General features: G+C 68.8%; 17 protein-coding genes and 1 tRNA gene. 13 read left to right on the forward strand and 5 right to left on the reverse strand.

Annotated elements, in window-relative coordinates; translation table 11 throughout:
• Positions 1–35 precede the first annotated feature (35 nt).
• The 5 genes from STHE_RS03680 to STHE_RS17770 all read left to right on the forward strand — a co-directional run bounded on the left by STHE_RS03680 (position 36) and on the right by STHE_RS17770 (position 4984).
• Entirely contained in the window at positions 36–1274 is a 1239-nt protein-coding gene (locus STHE_RS03680) for a molybdopterin molybdotransferase MoeA (RefSeq protein WP_012871224.1), read from the forward strand.
• Complete coding sequence (locus STHE_RS03685) at positions 1271–1756, forward strand: hypothetical protein (protein WP_012871225.1); 486 nt, start codon at positions 1271–1273, stop codon at positions 1754–1756. The genes STHE_RS03680 and STHE_RS03685 overlap by 4 nt, the downstream gene beginning before the upstream one ends.
• Positions 1746–2171 carry a hypothetical protein gene (locus STHE_RS03690; protein WP_012871226.1) on the forward strand — a complete coding sequence of 142 codons (426 nt, stop codon included), beginning with the start codon at positions 1746–1748 and terminating at the stop codon, positions 2169–2171. The genes STHE_RS03685 and STHE_RS03690 overlap by 11 nt, the downstream gene beginning before the upstream one ends.
• A 42-nt stretch (positions 2172–2213) precedes the next feature.
• Positions 2214–4181, forward strand: coding sequence for a S9 family peptidase (locus STHE_RS03695; protein ID WP_012871227.1), 1968 nt, complete (start codon positions 2214–2216; stop codon positions 4179–4181).
• Between the two features lie 242 nt (positions 4182–4423).
• Positions 4424–4984: a phosphate-starvation-inducible PsiE family protein gene (locus tag STHE_RS17770; protein ID WP_012871228.1), complete on the forward strand. Its 561-nt coding sequence runs from the start codon at positions 4424–4426 to the stop codon at positions 4982–4984.
• Positions 4985–5137: 153 nt separating this feature from the next.
• Here the strand turns inward: STHE_RS17770 and STHE_RS03705 are convergent, their stop codons facing one another.
• A complete protein-coding gene (locus STHE_RS03705; RefSeq protein ID WP_012871229.1) occupies positions 5138–6502 on the reverse strand; it encodes a M20 family metallopeptidase in 1365 nt (454 codons plus the stop codon).
• A gap of 244 nt (positions 6503–6746) precedes the next feature.
• Between STHE_RS03705 and STHE_RS18695 the strand changes: the two genes are divergently transcribed.
• Positions 6747–7496, forward strand: a complete 750-nt coding sequence (locus STHE_RS18695) for a CBS domain-containing protein (protein ID WP_012871230.1) — start codon at positions 6747–6749, stop codon at positions 7494–7496.
• Between the two features lie 68 nt (positions 7497–7564).
• Entirely contained in the window at positions 7565–7915 is a 351-nt protein-coding gene (locus STHE_RS03715) for a cupin domain-containing protein (RefSeq protein ID WP_041398786.1), read from the forward strand.
• 343 nt (positions 7916–8258) lie between these two features.
• On the opposite strand, the gene STHE_RS03720 is transcribed toward STHE_RS03715, so the two are convergent.
• Positions 8259–8957 carry a molybdenum cofactor biosynthesis protein gene (locus STHE_RS03720; protein WP_012871232.1) on the reverse strand — a complete coding sequence of 233 codons (699 nt, stop codon included), beginning with the start codon at positions 8955–8957 and terminating at the stop codon, positions 8259–8261.
• Between the two features lie 182 nt (positions 8958–9139).
• On the opposite strand from STHE_RS03720, the gene STHE_RS03725 reads away from it, so the two are divergent.
• Complete coding sequence (locus STHE_RS03725) at positions 9140–9859, forward strand: hypothetical protein (protein WP_012871233.1); 720 nt, start codon at positions 9140–9142, stop codon at positions 9857–9859.
• A gap of 130 nt (positions 9860–9989) precedes the next feature.
• Here the strand turns inward: STHE_RS03725 and STHE_RS17775 are convergent, their stop codons facing one another.
• Positions 9990–11378: a sensor histidine kinase gene (locus STHE_RS17775; RefSeq protein ID WP_148219890.1), complete on the reverse strand. Its 1389-nt coding sequence runs from the start codon at positions 11376–11378 to the stop codon at positions 9990–9992.
• Between the two features lie 11 nt (positions 11379–11389).
• Positions 11390–12064: a response regulator transcription factor gene (locus STHE_RS03735; protein WP_012871235.1), complete on the reverse strand. Its 675-nt coding sequence runs from the start codon at positions 12062–12064 to the stop codon at positions 11390–11392.
• A 288-nt stretch (positions 12065–12352) separates the two neighbouring features.
• Here STHE_RS03735 and STHE_RS03740 point away from each other — a divergent pair, with 288 nt between their 5' ends.
• From STHE_RS03740 to STHE_RS17785, 5 genes are read left to right on the forward strand one after another with little or no spacing between them, the layout of a single operon-like run.
• Positions 12353–13681, forward strand: coding sequence for an NADH-ubiquinone oxidoreductase-F iron-sulfur binding region domain-containing protein (locus STHE_RS03740; protein WP_012871236.1), 1329 nt, complete (start codon positions 12353–12355; stop codon positions 13679–13681).
• Complete coding sequence (locus tag STHE_RS17780) at positions 13668–13946, forward strand: ferredoxin (protein ID WP_012871237.1); 279 nt, start codon at positions 13668–13670, stop codon at positions 13944–13946. Before STHE_RS03740 ends, STHE_RS17780 begins: the two co-directional genes overlap by 14 nt.
• Before the next feature lie 19 nt (positions 13947–13965).
• Entirely contained in the window at positions 13966–14325 is a 360-nt protein-coding gene (locus STHE_RS03750) for a hypothetical protein (protein ID WP_012871238.1), read from the forward strand.
• Between the two features lie 14 nt (positions 14326–14339).
• Complete coding sequence (locus STHE_RS03755) at positions 14340–15281, forward strand: FAD:protein FMN transferase (RefSeq protein ID WP_012871239.1); 942 nt, start codon at positions 14340–14342, stop codon at positions 15279–15281.
• Between the two features lies 1 nt (position 15282).
• Entirely contained in the window at positions 15283–16458 is a 1176-nt protein-coding gene (locus STHE_RS17785) for a ferric reductase-like transmembrane domain-containing protein (RefSeq protein WP_012871240.1), read from the forward strand.
• Between the two features lie 221 nt (positions 16459–16679).
• On the opposite strand, the gene STHE_RS03765 is transcribed toward STHE_RS17785, so the two are convergent.
• A tRNA-Arg gene (locus tag STHE_RS03765) sits at positions 16680–16755 on the reverse strand.
• Positions 16756–16820: the final 65 nt, after the last annotated feature.

The following is a 16820-nucleotide window of genomic DNA, read 5'->3' on the forward strand; positions in this document are numbered from 1 at the left end:
GTTGGTGCTCCCGCATCTGGAGGAGGTCTGGTCTGATGCCGATGGGCGATCGCCTGCTGCCGCCGCACGAGGCCCTCGAGATCATCCTGCGCCATGTGCGGCCACTGCCGGTCGAGCGGGTGCCGCTCGAGGAGGCCGGGGATCGGGTGCTGGCAGAGCCGCTGATCGCCGACCAGGACCTGCCGCCCTTCCCGGCTGCCACGATGGATGGTTTCGCCGTGATCGCGGGAGACGTCTCACCCTGGCGCGAGATCATCGGTGAGCAGTTCGCGGGGTCCCAGACCTCAGTCGAGGTGACGCCGGGAACGGCTGTGCGCATCACCACCGGGGCGCCGCTGCCGCCCGGCGCCGACGCGGTGGTACCAGTCGAGAACACGGAACTGCGCGACGACCACGTGGTCATCCACCAGGAGCAGGTGGAGGTCGGGGAGAACGTGAGGCCGGTGGGCGCCGATCTGCGGCGGGATCAGGTGCTCGTCGAAGCGGGGACGCCGATCGGCCCGGCCGAGATCGGGCTGCTCGCCAGCCTGGGCAAGGTGGAGGTGCCCGTCTTCCGGCGGCCGCGAATGAGCGTGCTGTCGACCGGGGATGAGCTGGTCGATCCCGCTCAGGAGCCGGGACCGGGGCAGATCCGCGACTCGAACCGCTTCTCGCTGGTGCTGGCCGCCCGGCGCGCCGGAGCTGACGTGGTGTGGTCCGGCCGCGGACCCGACGACCCGGCAGCCCTCCGCCGCCTGCTGGAGGAGCGGATCGCGGCCAGCGACATCGTCCTGACGTCGGGGGGCGTATCTGTCGGGGACAAGGACTTCGTCAAAGAGATTCTCGACGACCTGGGTACGGTGCACTTCAGGCGGCTCTTCATGAAGCCGGGTAAGCCGCTGAACTTCGCGACGGTGGGTGACACGCTCGTATTCGGCCTACCGGGCAACCCGGTATCGGCCCTCGTCGGCTTCGAGGTGTTTGTGAATGCCGCGCTACGGGTGATGGCCGGGCGGCGCGACGTGCAGCCGCGGCCAGTGCCGGTGGTGCTGACCCACGATGTCCAGAGCGGCGATCGGCTGGAGTTCCAGCGCGGCCTGGTGTGGGCGGACGAGTCGGGCGTCCTTCATGCGCGCAACACCGGTCCCCAGGCGTCGGCGCGACTGCTCTCCCTAGTCGGCGCCAACGCCTTCCTCCTCATTCCGCCGCGAGAGGCGCCGTACCGTGCGGGCGAGCGGGTGATGGCGGTCATCCGCGGGCCGATCGGACCAGCACCGGAGACGCCCGCCGAATGAGCCGTACCGACCGCCTCCTCTTGGGCACGCTGGCGCTGGTGGCGGTGCTGACGGCGGTCAACGTCCTCCCCGGCGTCGCGGGGTGGAATCGCTCCTGGCGGGCGTTCCAGTCGCTCGGGCTGCAATTGGAGGCGGTTCGGGTCCGGCCAGACCGGCAAGGTCTGGAAGTGGATCTGCTCCTTTGGAACGACTCCGACGTGCCGGTGCGCGTCATCGACATCACCGCGACCATCCAGGCAAACGGGCATTCAGTGGCGGCCGGGCGGCTCTCGCTCGACGGGCTGACCCTGCTCGGTGGCGAGCGCCACTCCCAGGTCGTTGTGGGCGAGGTGTTCGCCAACACGCGGCAGACCTTCGAGGAGCAGATCGGTGCCCCCTCCGTCGAGTGGACGGTGAGCGGCCAGATGCGGGTGGCAGTCCAGAGCGGGGACGTGGCCGAGGAGGTCCTCATCCCCTACCGAGGCATCGTCGATGGGCACTGAGGTGGCGAGCCAGCGAGGTCGCTGGCGGGCGGCCGTGGAGGTGTTGCTGGCGGGGTGGGTGCTCTGTGCCCTCTACGCCGCGGCGGCCAGTAGTATCGGCCCGGGTGCGCTGGTGCGGCTGCCCTACTGGCTGACGGCGCTGGGCGACGTCGGGGTCGGGGTGATCCTGGCCCTACTCGTGATCGAACTGCGGCGGGTGCTCATCGAGGCGGCGCTCGCGTCCGGCGCGGCGGCTGTCTTCTACTGGCTGCTGCTGGCGGGGCCCGCGTTGGTGGCACCGGACTTCGCGGCGCGTCTGACGAATTTCGCGTCGATCCAGATGGTGCCGGTCTTCTTCCTCTCGCTGTTCCTGACCCTGATCGGCGCCCTCGTGGGGACGCTGGTCAATACCGCCGCGCGCGGGTATGAGTTGTGATGACCGGTCGCGCGGTGTGGGTCGTTTGTGGAGGAGGGAAGGGTGCAGAAACGACCGATCCGGGCTGACGACCTGTTCCGCATCGCGATGGTCAGCGACCCGCAGGTCTCGCCCGACGGAACACTGGTGGCCTTCGTCGTCACCCGGATGTACCGCAAGGAGAACTGTTACCGGAGCGGGATCTGGACGGTGCCGGTGGCCGGCGGGGAGCCGAGGCCACTGACCGCCGGGACGGCGCGCGACAGCACGCCCCGTTGGTCACCCGACGGGCGCTGGCTGGCCTTCCTCTCCACACGCGGCGGGGACAAGCCTCAACTTTGGTACTTGCCGGCCGACGGCGGGGAGGCGCGACAGCTCACCAACCTTCCGGAGGGCGTGGAGCAGCCCGTGTGGTCGCCGCGCGGCGATGCGCTGGCGTTCGTCAGCAAAGTCGGGCCGGAGAAGCAGTCCGATTCGGATGTGCGGGTGATCCGCACGATCCGCTACCGCTTCGACGGCGAAGGATTCCTCGACGACAAGTACCGCCAGATCTGGGTCGTCCCGTTTGACCCCAGCAACCCGTCAATGCCCGAGGCCAGACAGATCACCGACGGGCCGTACGAGCACCGTGATCCCGCGTGGTCGCCGACTGGGCACGAGATCGCCTTCACCGCGGCGCGTCACCCGGACTGGGAGCTCGGCGTCCTGCAGGACATCTGGGCCGTCTCGGCGGCGGGTGGTCCGCCGCGAAAGATCACCTGCGCGCCGGGTGCCTGGTCCGAGCCGGTCTGGTCGCCTGACGGGACGACAATCGCCCTCCTCGGCCCAAGTGACTATCGCCGTGCCGATCACGCAAACGTCCTGGTGTGGACGGTGCTGGCCGGAGGCGGTGCGCCGGTACCGCGCACGGCCGCGCTCGACCGCTCTGCCGGCGACACAACCCTGGGCGACATCCCGCGCTTCTCCTCCTCCCCGGTGGCCTGGGACAGCCGTGGGGAGGCCATTCACTTCCTGGCCAGCGACCACGGCAACACACACCTGTTCCGGGTGTCACTGGCGGACAACCGGATCGAGCGGGTCATCGGCGGACAGCGCCGGGTCGGCATGGTGGTGCCGATACCGGGCGATGCCGGGTTCGTCTTCGCCGCGTCGACCCCGACGAGCCCGGGTGAGATCTACGCCTGCGGGCCGGACGGCGGCAATGAGCGGCAGTTGACCGACGTCAACCGCGAGTGGCTGGAGGAGGTCGAGCTGGCGGAGCCGGAGGAGATCTGGGCGACCAGTCCGGATGGCACACGGATCCAGGGCTGGCTGCTGCGCCCGCCCGGTGCGCGGCCCGGTGTGCGCTACCCGATGATCCTGCAGATCCATGGCGGGCCGCACCTCCAGTACGGCAACGGGTTCATGCACGAGTTCCAGATGCTGGCCGGGCTGGGCTACGCGGTCCTTTACAGCAACCCGCGCGGCGGCACGGGCTACGGCGAGGAGTTTGCGGCCAAGCTGCACGCGGCGTGGGGCGAGGCCGACATGCCGGACCTCATGGCCATCGTCGACGAAGCGATCCGCCTGGGCGGGATCGACGAGCAGCGGCTCGGCGTGACCGGCGGGTCCTACGGCGGGATCATGACCAACTGGGTCATCGGCCACACCGATCGCTTCAAGGCCGCCGTCACCCAGCGCTGCTGCTCGAACTACGTCAGCATGTACGGCACCGACGACATCAGCTATTCCACCAGCGCCATGACGTTCGGTGCCGAGGTATGGGAGGACCCGGGGCTGTACTGGCGCCTGTCGCCGATTACCTACGTCGAGAACATCAAGACGCCGTTGCTTATCATCCACAGCGAGGAGGACTACCGCTGCCCGATCGAGCAGGCCGAGCAGCTCTTCGTGTCGCTCAAGGTGCTGCGGCGCCCAGTTGAGTTCGTGCGCTTCCCGAACGAGAGCCACGGTCTGTCGCGCGGTGGGCAGCCGCGGCACCGGCTCGAGCGCCTCGAAGCGATCGCCGGGTGGTTCCAGCGGTGGCTGTAGGCGAGTGACGCTGATCCAGCGTCGCGTTGCACCCCAGTGAGGACCGAGCTGCCTAAGGTTCGGTAGCGCGGCGGGTCAGGTGCAACATCGGGGAACAAAGGGGAGCATGGTCGAGCCGTGTTCCCCCTTGTTTGAACACCGTGACGTTCATCTGACGCACCGCCGCTGGCACGAGCTGTGCCAGCCTCCGCCCCAGGCGCTCTCAGGAGCAGCCGACGTCGGGCGAAGGGATGGTCAGCGAGATGACGAAGTCTGAGGTCCGGCATCCGGAGGTGCATACCGCGGCGGTTTCCTTCACCGGACCGGCTGGGCAGCGGTTCCTCCGCATCTCCCAGTACGCGCAGGGGCTGGTCTACAGCGCGACCGCGTTCCTCTTTCTGGCCGCTGCGGTCGTCATGCTCGGCTACAGCGTGATCGCCTTCTTGGAGACGGTCACCGCTACCACCAGGCAGGAGTTTCCGGTGACCATGGTCACGCTGATCAACGACCTCCTCCTGGTACTCATCATCATGGAGGTGTTGGCGACGGTTTTGTCCTACCTGCGCGATCAGGCGTTCACCCTCCTGCCCTTTCTGTTCATCGCGGCAATCAGCGCCACACGCCGCATCCTGGCGGTGGGCGCGGCTATGAGTGTGGAGCGGCTTGATGCCGAGGAGTTCCGGCAGGCGGTGATCGACCTGGGAGTCAACGCTGGCATCATCGTCGCGCTCACTCTGGCGCTGTTCCTCCTCAGCCGGACCCGTGTCCGAATCGGTCACAACAGCGAGACGGTGGAGACGACCCAGCCCACCCGCGGCGAGTAGCGTTGCCGGTGCTGGCCGGGCGATGGGCCTGACTCGTCCCCGGGGTTGTCTCTCCTCACCATCCACGTAGACCATGCGCGCGATCGTGCGCGTGCCGCAGGACCGGGATGTCGGCCGATAGATGCCGGCCGGTATCCCGGCCGCGCACTCGACCTACGACGTGCGGGTTAGGAGACGATAGGCGAGCGCCACATGGAACTTGGTAGCGGCGATGACGCTGTCGATGCCAATCGACTCGTTGATGTTGTGTGCACCGGAGCGGGAGGGGTCGTCGGTGGGCGCCGACGGGACAAAGCCGTACGTGACGTTCCCGAGCGGTCGCACGAAGCGCGAGTCGGTGAACCCGACCGAGATGCCGGGCACAAAGGCAATGTCGTCGACGCCGATGGCGTCGCGCGTGGCGGCCTCCACGGCCTCCCGAAAGGGGGAGTCGTACGGCGATGCGTTGCTCACCGCCGTCTCGATCACCTCGAAGCTGACCCCGTCGAGCCCCTCCAGGATACCTGCCACCTGGCTCCGGACATACTCGACGTCCTGCCACGGCAGGCTGCGCACATCGCAGATGATGGTGCAGGCCTCGGCCACGCTGTTCGACTTCACCCCGGCCTGAATCATGGTGGCGACCAGCGTCATCCGCGAGGCGGCGCGGAGCATTGAGGCCAGGTTCGGATTCCGCTTCTCCAACTCGGCGAGCACCTGATCGATGTTCTCGTCGGTCACCGGCTCCGTGATGCCCGCAAGGGTGTCCAGGTGCTGGAAGATCTCGGCCCGGGTCGAGACCTCGGGGCGCCAGGCGCGGATGCGGCGGATGACCTCCTCAGCCTTGTAAATGGCGTTGTCGGCCCGCCAGGGCTGAGAGGCGTGCCAGCCCCGGCCACGGATGCGGATATGGATCTCCAGCCGGCCCTTTTCCCCGGTAGAGATCGGGTAGATCAGACGACCGTCGTGCCGCACCGGGCCGCCGCCGCCCTCGTTGACCGCGAAGTCGGCGCGGAGCACGTCGGGGTGGTGCTTGGCCATCCAGCCGAACCCGTAGGCGCCGCCCGCCTCTTCGTCAGCGCAGGTGGCGAAGGTGAGCGTCCCCTTGAGGGGAACACCGGCCCGCTTGAGGAGGATCAACGCCATTGCCTGCGCCGCGACAGTGCCCTTCATGTCGGACGCACCACGACCCCAGATGCGCCCGTCAGCGATCTCCCCGCTGAATGGCGGGTAGGTCCACTGGTCCGGATCTTCGACCGGCACCACGTCGGTGTGCGACATGAAGAGCAGGCGTGGGCCGTTACCGTCACCCAGGGTGGCGACGAGATTGCCGCGGTTCTCCGACGCGGCGTAGATGGTGGCGTCGATTCCGTCCTCGGCCAGTTTGTCGCGGAGGAAGGTGGCGGCGGCCATCTCGTCCCCGCTTTCGGGCGTGCCGAAGTTGACGGTCGGGATACGCACCAGATCCTGAGTGAGGCGGACCACCTCATCCGCCGCGGCGTCGACCAACTCCATGAGCCGGGAGATCTCCGCAGTCATCTCGCTCTTTCCTTTGCTCTCTTGGGGGCGCCGAACCGGCGCCGAACTCATTCCCACCCCTGCGGGTCGCCGCCATGGTAGCCGTGTCCATGCGGCGCCGCAAGGAGTCCGTGCCGGGATCGAGCGATGCGATTCCGGCGAACGTATGAGGGGCCCCTGGGTGGTACAGGCATTGCGAAAGCCCTGGCAGGCCCCGATGCCGGGAGGCTCCGGCACGATGGGCTCTTGGAAGGAGTGGTGATAGATGGTGGAAGAGATGCGCGTCTCCGACGTCATCGTCCCCGAGGTGGATACCATCGGGCCGGACGAGACGGTGCGCACCGCTCGCCGCCGCATGGAAGCGCAAACAATCCGGTCGCTCATCGTGGTGGAGGAAGACCGCCCGGTCGGCGTGATCCAGTGGCGCGATATCATGCGCGAGAACGAGGTGCCGGCAGATGCCACGGTGGCCGACTACATGGTGCGCGAGTTCCCGGTCCTCGACCCGAACCTGCCGCTGGAGCAGGCGAGGTCCCAGCTCGGGGAAGAGATTGACTTCGACCGGCTGCCGGTCGTGGACGAGAGCGGGCACCTGATCGGCGAGGTGCCGCGCACCGCACTCGCGCAGGCAGGCGAGGTGATGGAGTCGGCCCCGACTGCCGAGGAGGGTGCCTCGCCCGAAGCGTGGACGACCGTCCGTGAAGAGGTTACGGTCACGACGGGGCGGGGTACCGAGGTGGACGTCGAGGAGGAGTTGGACGCGGTAGCGTTCCCGACCATCGGAGCGGGAATGACGGTCAAGGGATCGAACGGCCGAAAATTGGGCACGGTCGATCAGGTGATCGTCGATCCCAACGGGGAACTGACCGCGTTCACGGTTCAGCACGGCCTCTTCGGGCGCAAGCACAAGCGCATCCCGGCCGATCTGGTCGGGCAGGTTGAGGACGACGCGGTGGTCTTGTCGATCTCCGGCACGGAGTTCAATATGCTTCCCGACGTCGAGGACGAGGGGTGATGCCCGCCGTGGCGCGCAGGCTGGCCCGCGCGCCGAGCGCCCACCCCGCCGGGGAAGGGGAGCGTTGGATGACGCAGGCGCAACGGACGGGGGCGACTCACACGCCCTGGAACAGCACCCAACCCGCCAGCGAGGAGGCGATCCTGTCGCGCTTCGCTGCGGAGGGGTTGCGCCCCTACCGCTGGAGCAACGGGCCGGGTGACCGTTACTCGGTGCATTCCCACCCGTACCACAAGGTGATTTACGTGGTCGAAGGGTCGATCCGCTTCGACCTGCGGCCCCACGGCTCGATCGAGATGCATGCAGGCGATCGGCTAGATCTCCCGGCCGGCGTCGAACACAGCGCCGTGGTCGGCCCGGAGGGCGTCGTGTGCCTCGAAGGGCATCGGTGGGACGATGCCGTCGGGAGCCGTGCCTAGTTGCAGTGTGGTGGACTGGTCGTCTGAGCGATCCGGTGACGCCGTCCGTTTCCGGTACCGATGGCGCGATGGTTCCCGCGCTGTGGCCCGTGCCCGGGGTTCACCCCGGGCTGAAAAAGAAAAGCCCCCTGGAGGGGCTCCCTTGTCTACATCTGGGCTGAATCGATCCGGCAACCAATTGGGCCTTGCGTCCCCAGCCCGCTTCAACGGGCTTTCTTGGTGAGCCCCGAGGGTTTCCCTCGGGCCCTAAGCACGACGCGAAATTCCTCACACAACTCATCCTGGGTACGGTCCGCACCGGTGGATGCCGTCCCAGCGCTCGGCGTATTCGATTGGCGCGGCGTCACTTGCGGGATGTCGAGTGGCCGAACTTCTCCTGGTAGGCCGCCTCGCTGCCGATCCAGGTCTCGCCGCCCTCGTATGCCTCTTTCTTCCAGATCGGGACGATCTCTTTGATGCGGTCGATCGCGTAGCGGCAGGCGTCGAATGCTTCGGCGCGGTGGGGTGAGGCGACTGCAATGACGACGCTGGGCTCCCCGATCTCGACGCGGCCGATCCGGTGCGTGATGGCGACGCGGTCGATGCCCCAGCGCTCGCGGATTTCGTCGCCGATCTGCGCCAGGGTCTTCTCAGCCGCGGCGGGGTACGCGTCATACTCCAGGTAGAGGACCCGGCGGCCACGCGCGTTGTCGCGCACGGTGCCCTGGAAGGTGACGATCGCGCCGGCGTCCGGCGCGGCGACCGCGGCGGTCACCTCGTCCGGGTCGATCGGCTCTTGAACGACGCGGAAAGGACCGGCGCCGCCCGACACCGGCGGGATGATGACGAACTCGTCGCCGTCGGAGAGCGGATGGTCGAGGGGGACGTACTCCTGGTTAACCATGACCCGTGAGTACGCCCGGAGACGGTCGACGATGGGGTAATCCTCGGCGAGTCGGTCGAGGAGGTCACCAACCGAGGTGCCGGGTGAGAGTACCCGTTCCTCCGCGCTGCGCCCGGCTGCCTCGCGCAGCACCGCGAAGTAGCGGATCGTCACACGCATGTTGGTTCCCTCTCCAGGCCACTCCGGCCGGTCCTGCCACGGCGCGCGTTGCTCGCTCCTCCCGGATTCTAGCACGTCGCCCCGGCGCGCTCGCGGTGACGGGAACTTGTCCCGGCCCCGTGACGTTAGTCAGGCAGGCGACATAACGGCCGTCGCGTGTCATATGCTGAGGAGGCGATTAGGTGGCGATAACGCGGCCCCGCATTGGATCACTGTTAGTAGTGGTCGCGGTTGCAGTGGTGGCGCTGCTGCCGATGCGTGCGCTTGCGTGCTCCTGCCTCGCGATGACGACGGAGGAGCGGTTTGAGCGAGCCGACGTGGTGTTCGTCGGGCAGGTCCAAAAGGTCGAACGGCCGATTGCTCAGGTCTTCGGAAGCACCCGGGTGACGCTCGCGGCCGAGACCATATGGAAGGGCCCGGCGCAGACCCACTTCGACGTGGAGGGCGGGAACGGCCTGGGCGACTGCACGGTTGCGTTCGAGGTCGGCGAGCGGTACATCGTCTTCGCGACGGGTAATCCAGGCGGCGTCCTGAGCACCAGCGTCTGCGACGGTACAGGGCGGGTGGCCGTTTCGGCAGACATCGCCGCGCTCGGGCCGGGAACCCCGGTCCCGCCTGATGTGGAGGTCATCCCGCCGGACCCGTTCAAGGCCGGGGGTGTCGGCCCGGACGAGGTTGCCGCGGGACATATTATCCGCGACCCTGGAGTCGGGGAGGACACGCCACTGGAGAGCGGGGACGCGGGTGCGGTCGGAGATGTGCGGCCGATCAGGACCCCTCCGGGCGAATCGCTACGGTCCCGCGCTGGTGCGGATTTGGCGACCGCCGCGGGAGCGCTTGCCCTCGTCGCAGCGGGCGGCGGAGCCGGCTGGTTGATCCTGCGACGCCGCCGCGCGGCGTGAGACACCTCAGCGGCGGGCCGGATCCGGGACAACTGGGCCTACTGCTCCAACGGGCCGCACCCGAACCCGGAATTGAACGGCCCCGCGCGGTGCGCCGAAGTCCCGCCCGACACGGCGGCACGCAACCGGGCTAGTTCTCAGGGGCGCGGCCGGGCCCTTTGGCGGGGAAGGTGAGCGTGGCGGTCGTCCCCCGGCCCGGTTGGCTCTCCAATCGCAGAGTTCCGCCGTGTGCCGTGGCGATCCCGCGCGCGATCGCCAGACCAAGGCCGACGCCGCCCGTCTCCCGGGAGCGCGCTTTGTCCACGCGGTAGAAGCGCTCGCCCAGCCGCGGCAGGTGGGCGGGATCGATCCCCACGCCGGTGTCTGCGACCACCAGGTGCGCCTCGCCGTCGCTGGTGTCGGTTCGCAGCGTGACGCGGCCGCCCGGCGGCGTGTACTTCAAGGCGTTGTCAACCAGGATGAGCGCGGCCTGCTCCAGTGCCTGCCGGTCGCCGACGATGACGACGCGCCTGTCCGCAGCTACCTCCACCACGATCTGCCGCTCCGCGGCGAGCGCGGCCACGCGGCGCGCGATCGCCGCGACTAGCTCGCTGAGGTCCACGACGTCGTACTCCAGTTGCAGCCGATTGGCATCGAGGCGCGCGAGGGTGAGGAGGTTGGAGGCGAGGTGATCCATATGTGCCGTCTCGGCGACGATATCCTCCAGGAGCGCCGCGTCCTCCGGGTCGAATCGGTCGCGGCGGCGTAGGAGAACCTCGGCGTTTGCCCGGAGCAGGGTGAGTGGGGTCCGGAGCTCGTGTGATGCGTCGGCGATGAACGCCTGCTGGCGGGCAAAGGCGAGGCGCGCAGGAGCCAGCGCCCGTCCGGAGAGGAAAAGCCCGCCGAGAGTCGCGACGAGCAGTGCCACCCCACCGAGTGCCAGCAGGATGGTCCGCAGGGCAGCGAGAGCCGAGCGCTGCTCGGCGATTGAGCGCCCGCCCTGGACGACGCCGAGCACCGACCCCGACGAGCGATCGCGCACCACCTGGGCCGTGCGATAGAGCGCCCCAACCTCGTGGCCGCCGTCCATGACGTCGGACGCGGTGCCCTGCGCGAGCGCGCGGTGGGCCAGGTCGTCGTCGAGGAACTCGTGGGGCGGCTCGGGCTCAAGCTCCTTGACGTCGTCGGTCGGTTCGAGGTCGTCGTCGTCGACTTCGAAGCAGACGGCGTAGAACGACACGGACCGCGAGGCTCCGGGGAGGGGACAGGGCGGACGCCCCTCACGTGCCCAGTCCCGTGCCATCTGAGCGACCTGCCGATCCACGTCCTGTGTGATGGGCCGAAGGACGAGCCGCTCCACTCCGAAGTAGAGTCCGATCCCTGCCAGCAGCAGGGAGACGGTCAGGACCCCGCTGTACCAAAGAGTCAGCCGTAGGCGGAGTCCACGGAACAGCGCCGTGGCTGGGTCGCGATGCCGTGATCGCCAGCGACGGAATTGCTGCGGCAAGGCGAGCCGCTCCCGCATTGCCCGGGTTGCCAACCGCACTGCTGCTAGCCCTCGATCTTGTAGCCGACGCCGCGCACCGTCTTGATGAGCGGGCGGTCGAAGCCACGGTCAATCTTGTCGCGCAGGTAGTGGATGTAGATATCGACCACGTTCGAGAGCGAGTCGAGGTCGTACTGCCAGACTCGATCGATGATCTGCGAGCGGGTGAGCGCCCGCCCGGGGTTGCGCATGAGGTACTCGAGCAGGGCGAACTCTTTCGGTGTGAGTTCGATCACCTGCCCGCCGCGGCGCGCCTCATGCCGGAGGAGATCGAGCGTGAGGTCGGCAACCTGCAGGATCGTCGGCGGGCCGTCCGTGCCCCGGGCGCGCCGGAGCAGTGCGTTGACTCTCGCCACCAGCTCCGCCATGGCGAACGGCTTTACCAGGTAGTCGTCCGCCCCGGCGTTCAACCCCGTGACCCGATCCTCGACCGCGCCCCGAGCCGTGAGCATGAGGATGGGTGTCCGCACCCGAGCGGCGCGCAAGTGGCGGCAGATCTCGACGCCGTCCAGGTCCGGGAGCATGAGGTCAAGGATCGCGAGGTCATAGTCGCCGCGCAGCGCCATGTCGAGGCCGGTGACACCGTCGTACGCGAGATGGACCGTGTGCCCCTCGTCCTGGAGCACGCGCTGCAGCAGGCGCGCCAGGCGTTGCTCGTCTTCGACTACCAGGATGGCCATCGCTGCGCCGTTCTCCTCCAGTCCGGTCCGTCACCGGCCCAAGCCTAGCGTACCAAGATTGGAACTTGATGAGAGCGCGGAAAGAGGCCGCCCGCCATTGGCCCGACGGGCGGCCCACCGCGGTCTCCCCACGCTGCCATCCCTGGTCCATGGGAATTCTCTCATCCAGTCCTCATCGACCTCTCATTGGCGCCGTCTAGGCTCAGGGTGACAGGCACGTTCGCCACGGCGCACGCAGTGCCTCGGCGGACGTCCGCGCGACGAGGGAGAGCACGGCAGGAGGGCACCATGGCAGTTGAACAGCGGCAGCGTGCGACGCTTCACCACCCGGTCGGTGAGACCCACCGACTCCTCATCCCCGGGGTGACCCGGCGCGAGTCGCTGATGGAGTACCGCGCCCAGGGAGGATATGCACCCGAGGGATGGGCATGGTCGCCTGAGGAGCTGCGGAACCTCATCGCCGCGAGCGGGCTTCGCGGTCGGGGTGGTGCAGCCTTCCCGACCGGGCGGAAATGGCACGGGGTGGCGGCGCAGCCTGCACCGCGCGTGGTGCTGGTGAACGCGGCGGAGTCTGAACCAGCGAGTGCGAAGGATCGCACCCTGCTGTTGCGCCGGCCACACCTGGTGCTCGAAGGGGCCTTGCTCGCAGCCCGGGCGATCGACGCCCGGGAGATCGTGCTCTACCTCCACGCCACGGCCACCGAGGTTCGGGCGTCGCTCGAGCTGGCGCTGCGGGAACTGCGGGCCGATGGGGTGCAGACGCCGCACTTCCGCATCGTGACCGCGCCGCCGGGTTACGTGGCGGGCGAGTCCTCCGCGGCCGTCCGCCGGGCCAACGGTGGGCCGGCGAAGCCGACATTCAAGCCGCCTCGCCCGTCGGAACGGGGCGTGGGGAAGCGGCCGACACTGGTGCAGAACGTGGAGACGCTCGGCAACGTCCCGCTGATCGCCCGCCACGGCGCGAACTGGCTGCGCGAGGTCGGGGCGCCGAACCTTCCCGGGACGCTCCTCGTGACGCTCTCCGGCGCCGTCAACCGGCCCGGTGTCTATGAGGTGCCCAGCGGCGTGCCGCTCCGACACATCGTCGAGGAGCTGGGGGGCGGAGTCATTGGCGGTGCATCGATCCAGGCGATGCTCGTGGGCGGCTACTTCGCCGGATGGCTGGGACCCGACGCATTGGAGCAGGGCGCACGGCTGGAACCGGAGTCGCTGCGAGCCTGGGGCGTCTCCCTCGGCGCGGGGGCCATCGTCGTTGTGCCCAACTGGATCTGTGGCCTGGCGCAAGCCGCCTGGCTCATGCGCTTCTTCGCGGATGAGTCGGCCCAACAGTGTGGGACCTGTCTCTACGGGACACGAGCGATGGCGGACGTCTTCGCCCGGCTCCTGCGGGGCACGGCCAGCCCGAGTGAGCGTGACCGCCTGCACCTGTGGGCGGAGCGCATGCTGCCGGGCCGGGGTGCCTGCGGTCACCTGGACGGGGCCGCGATCGCCGCGCGTACCGCGCTGGAGGTGTTCGCGGACGACATCAGGCGACACGCGCTCGGCGGCGGCTGCGGTCGGCCGGAGACGGTGATCCTGCCCGGTTACGAGGAAGGTGATCTCAATGCCGCAGCGTAAGGTGCGCGTCCGGGTCGACCCGACCCGCTGTACGGCTTTCGGGTTCTGTGCGGAGTTCCTCCCTGAGGCCTTCGCGCTGGACGACTGGGGCTATGCCTGGCTCCAGGCCAAAGAACTCCCGGCCGAACTTGAGTCGCTGGCCCGCGAAGCGGCGCGGCTCTGCCCGACCGGGGCCATTTCGGTCGAGACCGTGACCGTGGACGCCGAGCGAGAGCCCACGGGGACGGAGCGCTCGGCACCCAACGTCCATCCACGTCAACGGTAACTGCGAGGAGGCGGTGACCATGAACAACGACGAGCCACTGCGTCACGTGCAAGGCAACACCACACACTCGGAGTCCGGGCCGCGACCCGGCTATGCCCAGAGAGCGCGGCTCTCCCGGCAGCTTCGTGCGATCCGGTGGGGCGTGCTGCTCGTCGGCACCGCTGCGACTGTCGCGTTCTCGACACTCGCGATGCGCGACACCTCAGAAGCCGCGGCGGAGCAGCCGACGCCTGTGCTGCCGGCGCAGGTCATTGCCGGTGACATGCCGAGCCAGTCGCTCTTCACCGAGGGGCTGCGCGGGTTCTCGCTCTCGCCCGACTCGCCCCGCGTGGGGGGACAGATCATCACGCAGCCGCATGCTCGATCGTCGACCTCGTAGTGGGGAGCCGCATCATGACAGTCGTTACTCAGGAGACCGTGGCAAGCACCAGCTTTCCCGCGCTCGGCAGCGAGATCACCGTGGCAGTGACCGAACCGGCCCGGCTCGACCAGGTGGTGGGGCACGTCCGCGCGTGCGTCGACTTGGTCGATCGCACGCTGAGCCGCTTCCGGCCGGACAGCGAGCTTCGGCGGCTGGAGCGCCGGCCCGGCGAGCCCCAACCGGCTTCGGCGCTCTTCATCGAGGCACTGGAGCGCTCGATCATGGCTGCCGCCGCGTCGAATGGCCTCTTCGACCCGACGATTCGGGACGCGCTGGAAGCCGCGGGCTACGACCGGAGTATCGAGCGGATCGAAGCCGAGGGGCCGGGGCCCGCACGGCTGCCCAGACCAGGAGGCGGCTGGACAGGCATCCGCGTCGACCGCGCGAATCGCACGGTGACGTTGCCGCCCGGTGTCCGGCTCGACTTCGGTGGCATCGGCAAGGGGCTCCTCGTCGACTTAGCGCTTCGCACCCTCGGCAACCTGACCTGCGGGATGCTGGTGAGCGCGGGTGGCGATCTGGCGGTGACTGGCCCACCGCCTCAAGGCGGCTGGCGCTGCGGCATCGCGCTCACTCCCGACGCACCGGACGAGGCGGTGGTGCGGCTTACGGCCGGCGCGCTCGCGACTTCCGGCCTGGGGCGTCGCCAGTGGACGCGTGAGGGCCAGGTGCTCCACCACCTGATCGATCCACGGACTGGGCGACCCGGCGTCAGTCGGTGGCAGGTCGTCACCGTCGCGGCGGGGAGCTGCGTCGTCGCCGAGGTGGCGGCGAAGGTCGCCTGGCTGCTCGACGACGACGGACCGGCGTGGGTGGTGCGCCGCGGCCTGGCCGGCCGCTTCCGCGATCGGGCGGGGGCGGTGGTCACCGTCGGTGGATGGCCGGCTGAGTCCTCAGCCGGTGAAGGAGCATGAGATGGATACGAACTTTGATCTGAGCCTGACCTGGTACGTTGCGCGGGGGAGCGGGATGGTGGCCTACCTCCTGCTCACGGGCGCGGTCGTGCTCGGCATCGCCCTGAATCGCCGTGCCGCGGGCCGGCGGGTGCCCCGGCTCCTGCTCGACGCAGCGCACCGCTGGCTGACGCTCGGCTTCTTTGCCTTCGTCGTCGTCCACGCCGCGACGCTCCTGCTCGATCCGTTCACGCGCTTCGGGCTCCGTGACGTCCTGGTGCCGTTCGCCAGCGACTATCGCCCACTCTGGCTGAGCCTCGGCATCATCGCCGTGGAGCTGGGTCTGGCGGTCGGCGCGAGCGTCCTGGTGCGCCGGTGGATCAGCTATCGCACCTGGCACGCGCTCCACGCGCTGACGTATCTGCTCTTCCCGCTGGCCCTTCTCCACGGGCTCGGAACCGGGACTGACACCCGCACGCTGTGGGCGACCGCGATCTACGTTGGCAGCGTGCTCCTGGTGGTCGCGGCGATCGCCTGGCGCGCCCGGAGCCTCGCCCGCTGGGGGCGCCCCGCGGTCGCCGCGACCAGCCTGGTCGCTGTCGGCGTCCTGTTCTGGGCCGTGACTGGTCCCTACGCGCCGGGCTGGGCTGTCGCGGCCGGAACGCCCGATCGCCTGCTCGACGCTCCGGCTGAGCAGTCAGCGAGCCTGACGGTGGCCGACGTGCCGGTGCCGGCGCTCCCGACGAACCTCGACGTGCGGATCAGCGGGGAGACCTTGACCGGGAAGGGGGACCGCATCCTCCTACGCGGTACCGGCACGGGCACGATGCCGCTCGACGTCGCGATCGGCCTGGCGCGCCGTCAAGGTGTGGGCGAGATTCAGCTCCGGACCGTTGACCACGTGCCGCTCTGCTCGGGACCGGTTGATCGCTTCGACGGGGCTGCGCTCACGGCCATCTGCGCGGGTCATGGGCGCTCTGATCGATTGGTGGTCACGCTCGATCGGCTCGACGACGCGGGGTTCAGCGGCGTACTGCGCTGGGCGGGCCCCGGCCCTGCGCTCGCCGAGGTCGAAGCGAACGCACGCGGGTACGTCGATGACGACGAGGACGACCACGGCGAGCGCGAGCACTGGGACGACGACCACGATCGTGATCGCGCGGCCGACCACGACGACGATGATGATGATGACGACTAGTGCCTGCGTGGCCCTTTAGGCGTTGGGCTCCTGGGTACAGTCCTGGCCCCATCTGTTCCAGAGAAGCAACATCGGTACCGGGCCGATGATTGGATTCTTCACCAACGTCACTGGGTCGGCTGCGCAACCTGCGCCCATCTGCCTCAATGTGGGGAGCAAATGGAGAGTCCGGGGCGACGCCGCCCCGGACTCTGGTTTCCACTTCTGCATGCGGTTGTCGGTGGTACCCCCGGCAGGACTCGAACCTGCGACATGCGGCTTAGAAGGCCGCCGTTCTATCCGCTGAACTACGGGGGCGAGACACACGAGTCCGGCAGTCGTCCCGCGCCGGTACCCATGCCTCTATACGCCTATTGTACCCG

It is taken from the genome of Sphaerobacter thermophilus DSM 20745 (assembly GCF_000024985.1).
GTDB lineage: Bacteria > Chloroflexota > Chloroflexia > Thermomicrobiales > Thermomicrobiaceae > Sphaerobacter > Sphaerobacter thermophilus.

What these genes read in the sequence shown, in the direction of transcription:
- STHE_RS17770 (WP_012871228.1), top strand. Translation starts at nt 4,424, where the DNA reads ATGACGAAGTCTGAGGTCCGGCATCCGGAGGTGCATACCGCGGCGGTT.
- STHE_RS03755 (WP_012871239.1), top strand. Translation starts at nt 14,340, where the DNA reads ATGACAGTCGTTACTCAGGAGACCGTGGCAAGCACCAGCTTTCCCGCG.
- STHE_RS17780 (WP_012871237.1), top strand. Translation starts at nt 13,668, where the DNA reads ATGCCGCAGCGTAAGGTGCGCGTCCGGGTCGACCCGACCCGCTGTACG.
- STHE_RS03750 (WP_012871238.1), top strand. Translation starts at nt 13,966, where the DNA reads ATGAACAACGACGAGCCACTGCGTCACGTGCAAGGCAACACCACACAC.
- STHE_RS17785 (WP_012871240.1), top strand. Translation starts at nt 15,283, where the DNA reads ATGGATACGAACTTTGATCTGAGCCTGACCTGGTACGTTGCGCGGGGG.
- STHE_RS03690 (WP_012871226.1), top strand. Translation starts at nt 1,746, where the DNA reads ATGGGCACTGAGGTGGCGAGCCAGCGAGGTCGCTGGCGGGCGGCCGTG.
- STHE_RS03735 (WP_012871235.1), bottom strand. Translation starts at nt 12,064, where the DNA reads ATGGCCATCCTGGTAGTCGAAGACGAGCAACGCCTGGCGCGCCTGCTG.
- STHE_RS03680 (WP_012871224.1), top strand. Translation starts at nt 36, where the DNA reads ATGCCGATGGGCGATCGCCTGCTGCCGCCGCACGAGGCCCTCGAGATC.
- STHE_RS03685 (WP_012871225.1), top strand. Translation starts at nt 1,271, where the DNA reads ATGAGCCGTACCGACCGCCTCCTCTTGGGCACGCTGGCGCTGGTGGCG.
- STHE_RS03715 (WP_041398786.1), top strand. Translation starts at nt 7,565, where the DNA reads ATGACGCAGGCGCAACGGACGGGGGCGACTCACACGCCCTGGAACAGC.
- STHE_RS03740 (WP_012871236.1), top strand. Translation starts at nt 12,353, where the DNA reads ATGGCAGTTGAACAGCGGCAGCGTGCGACGCTTCACCACCCGGTCGGT.
- STHE_RS18695 (WP_012871230.1), top strand. Translation starts at nt 6,747, where the DNA reads ATGGTGGAAGAGATGCGCGTCTCCGACGTCATCGTCCCCGAGGTGGAT.
- STHE_RS03705 (WP_012871229.1), bottom strand. Translation starts at nt 6,502, where the DNA reads ATGACTGCGGAGATCTCCCGGCTCATGGAGTTGGTCGACGCCGCGGCG.
- STHE_RS03720 (WP_012871232.1), bottom strand. Translation starts at nt 8,957, where the DNA reads ATGCGTGTGACGATCCGCTACTTCGCGGTGCTGCGCGAGGCAGCCGGG.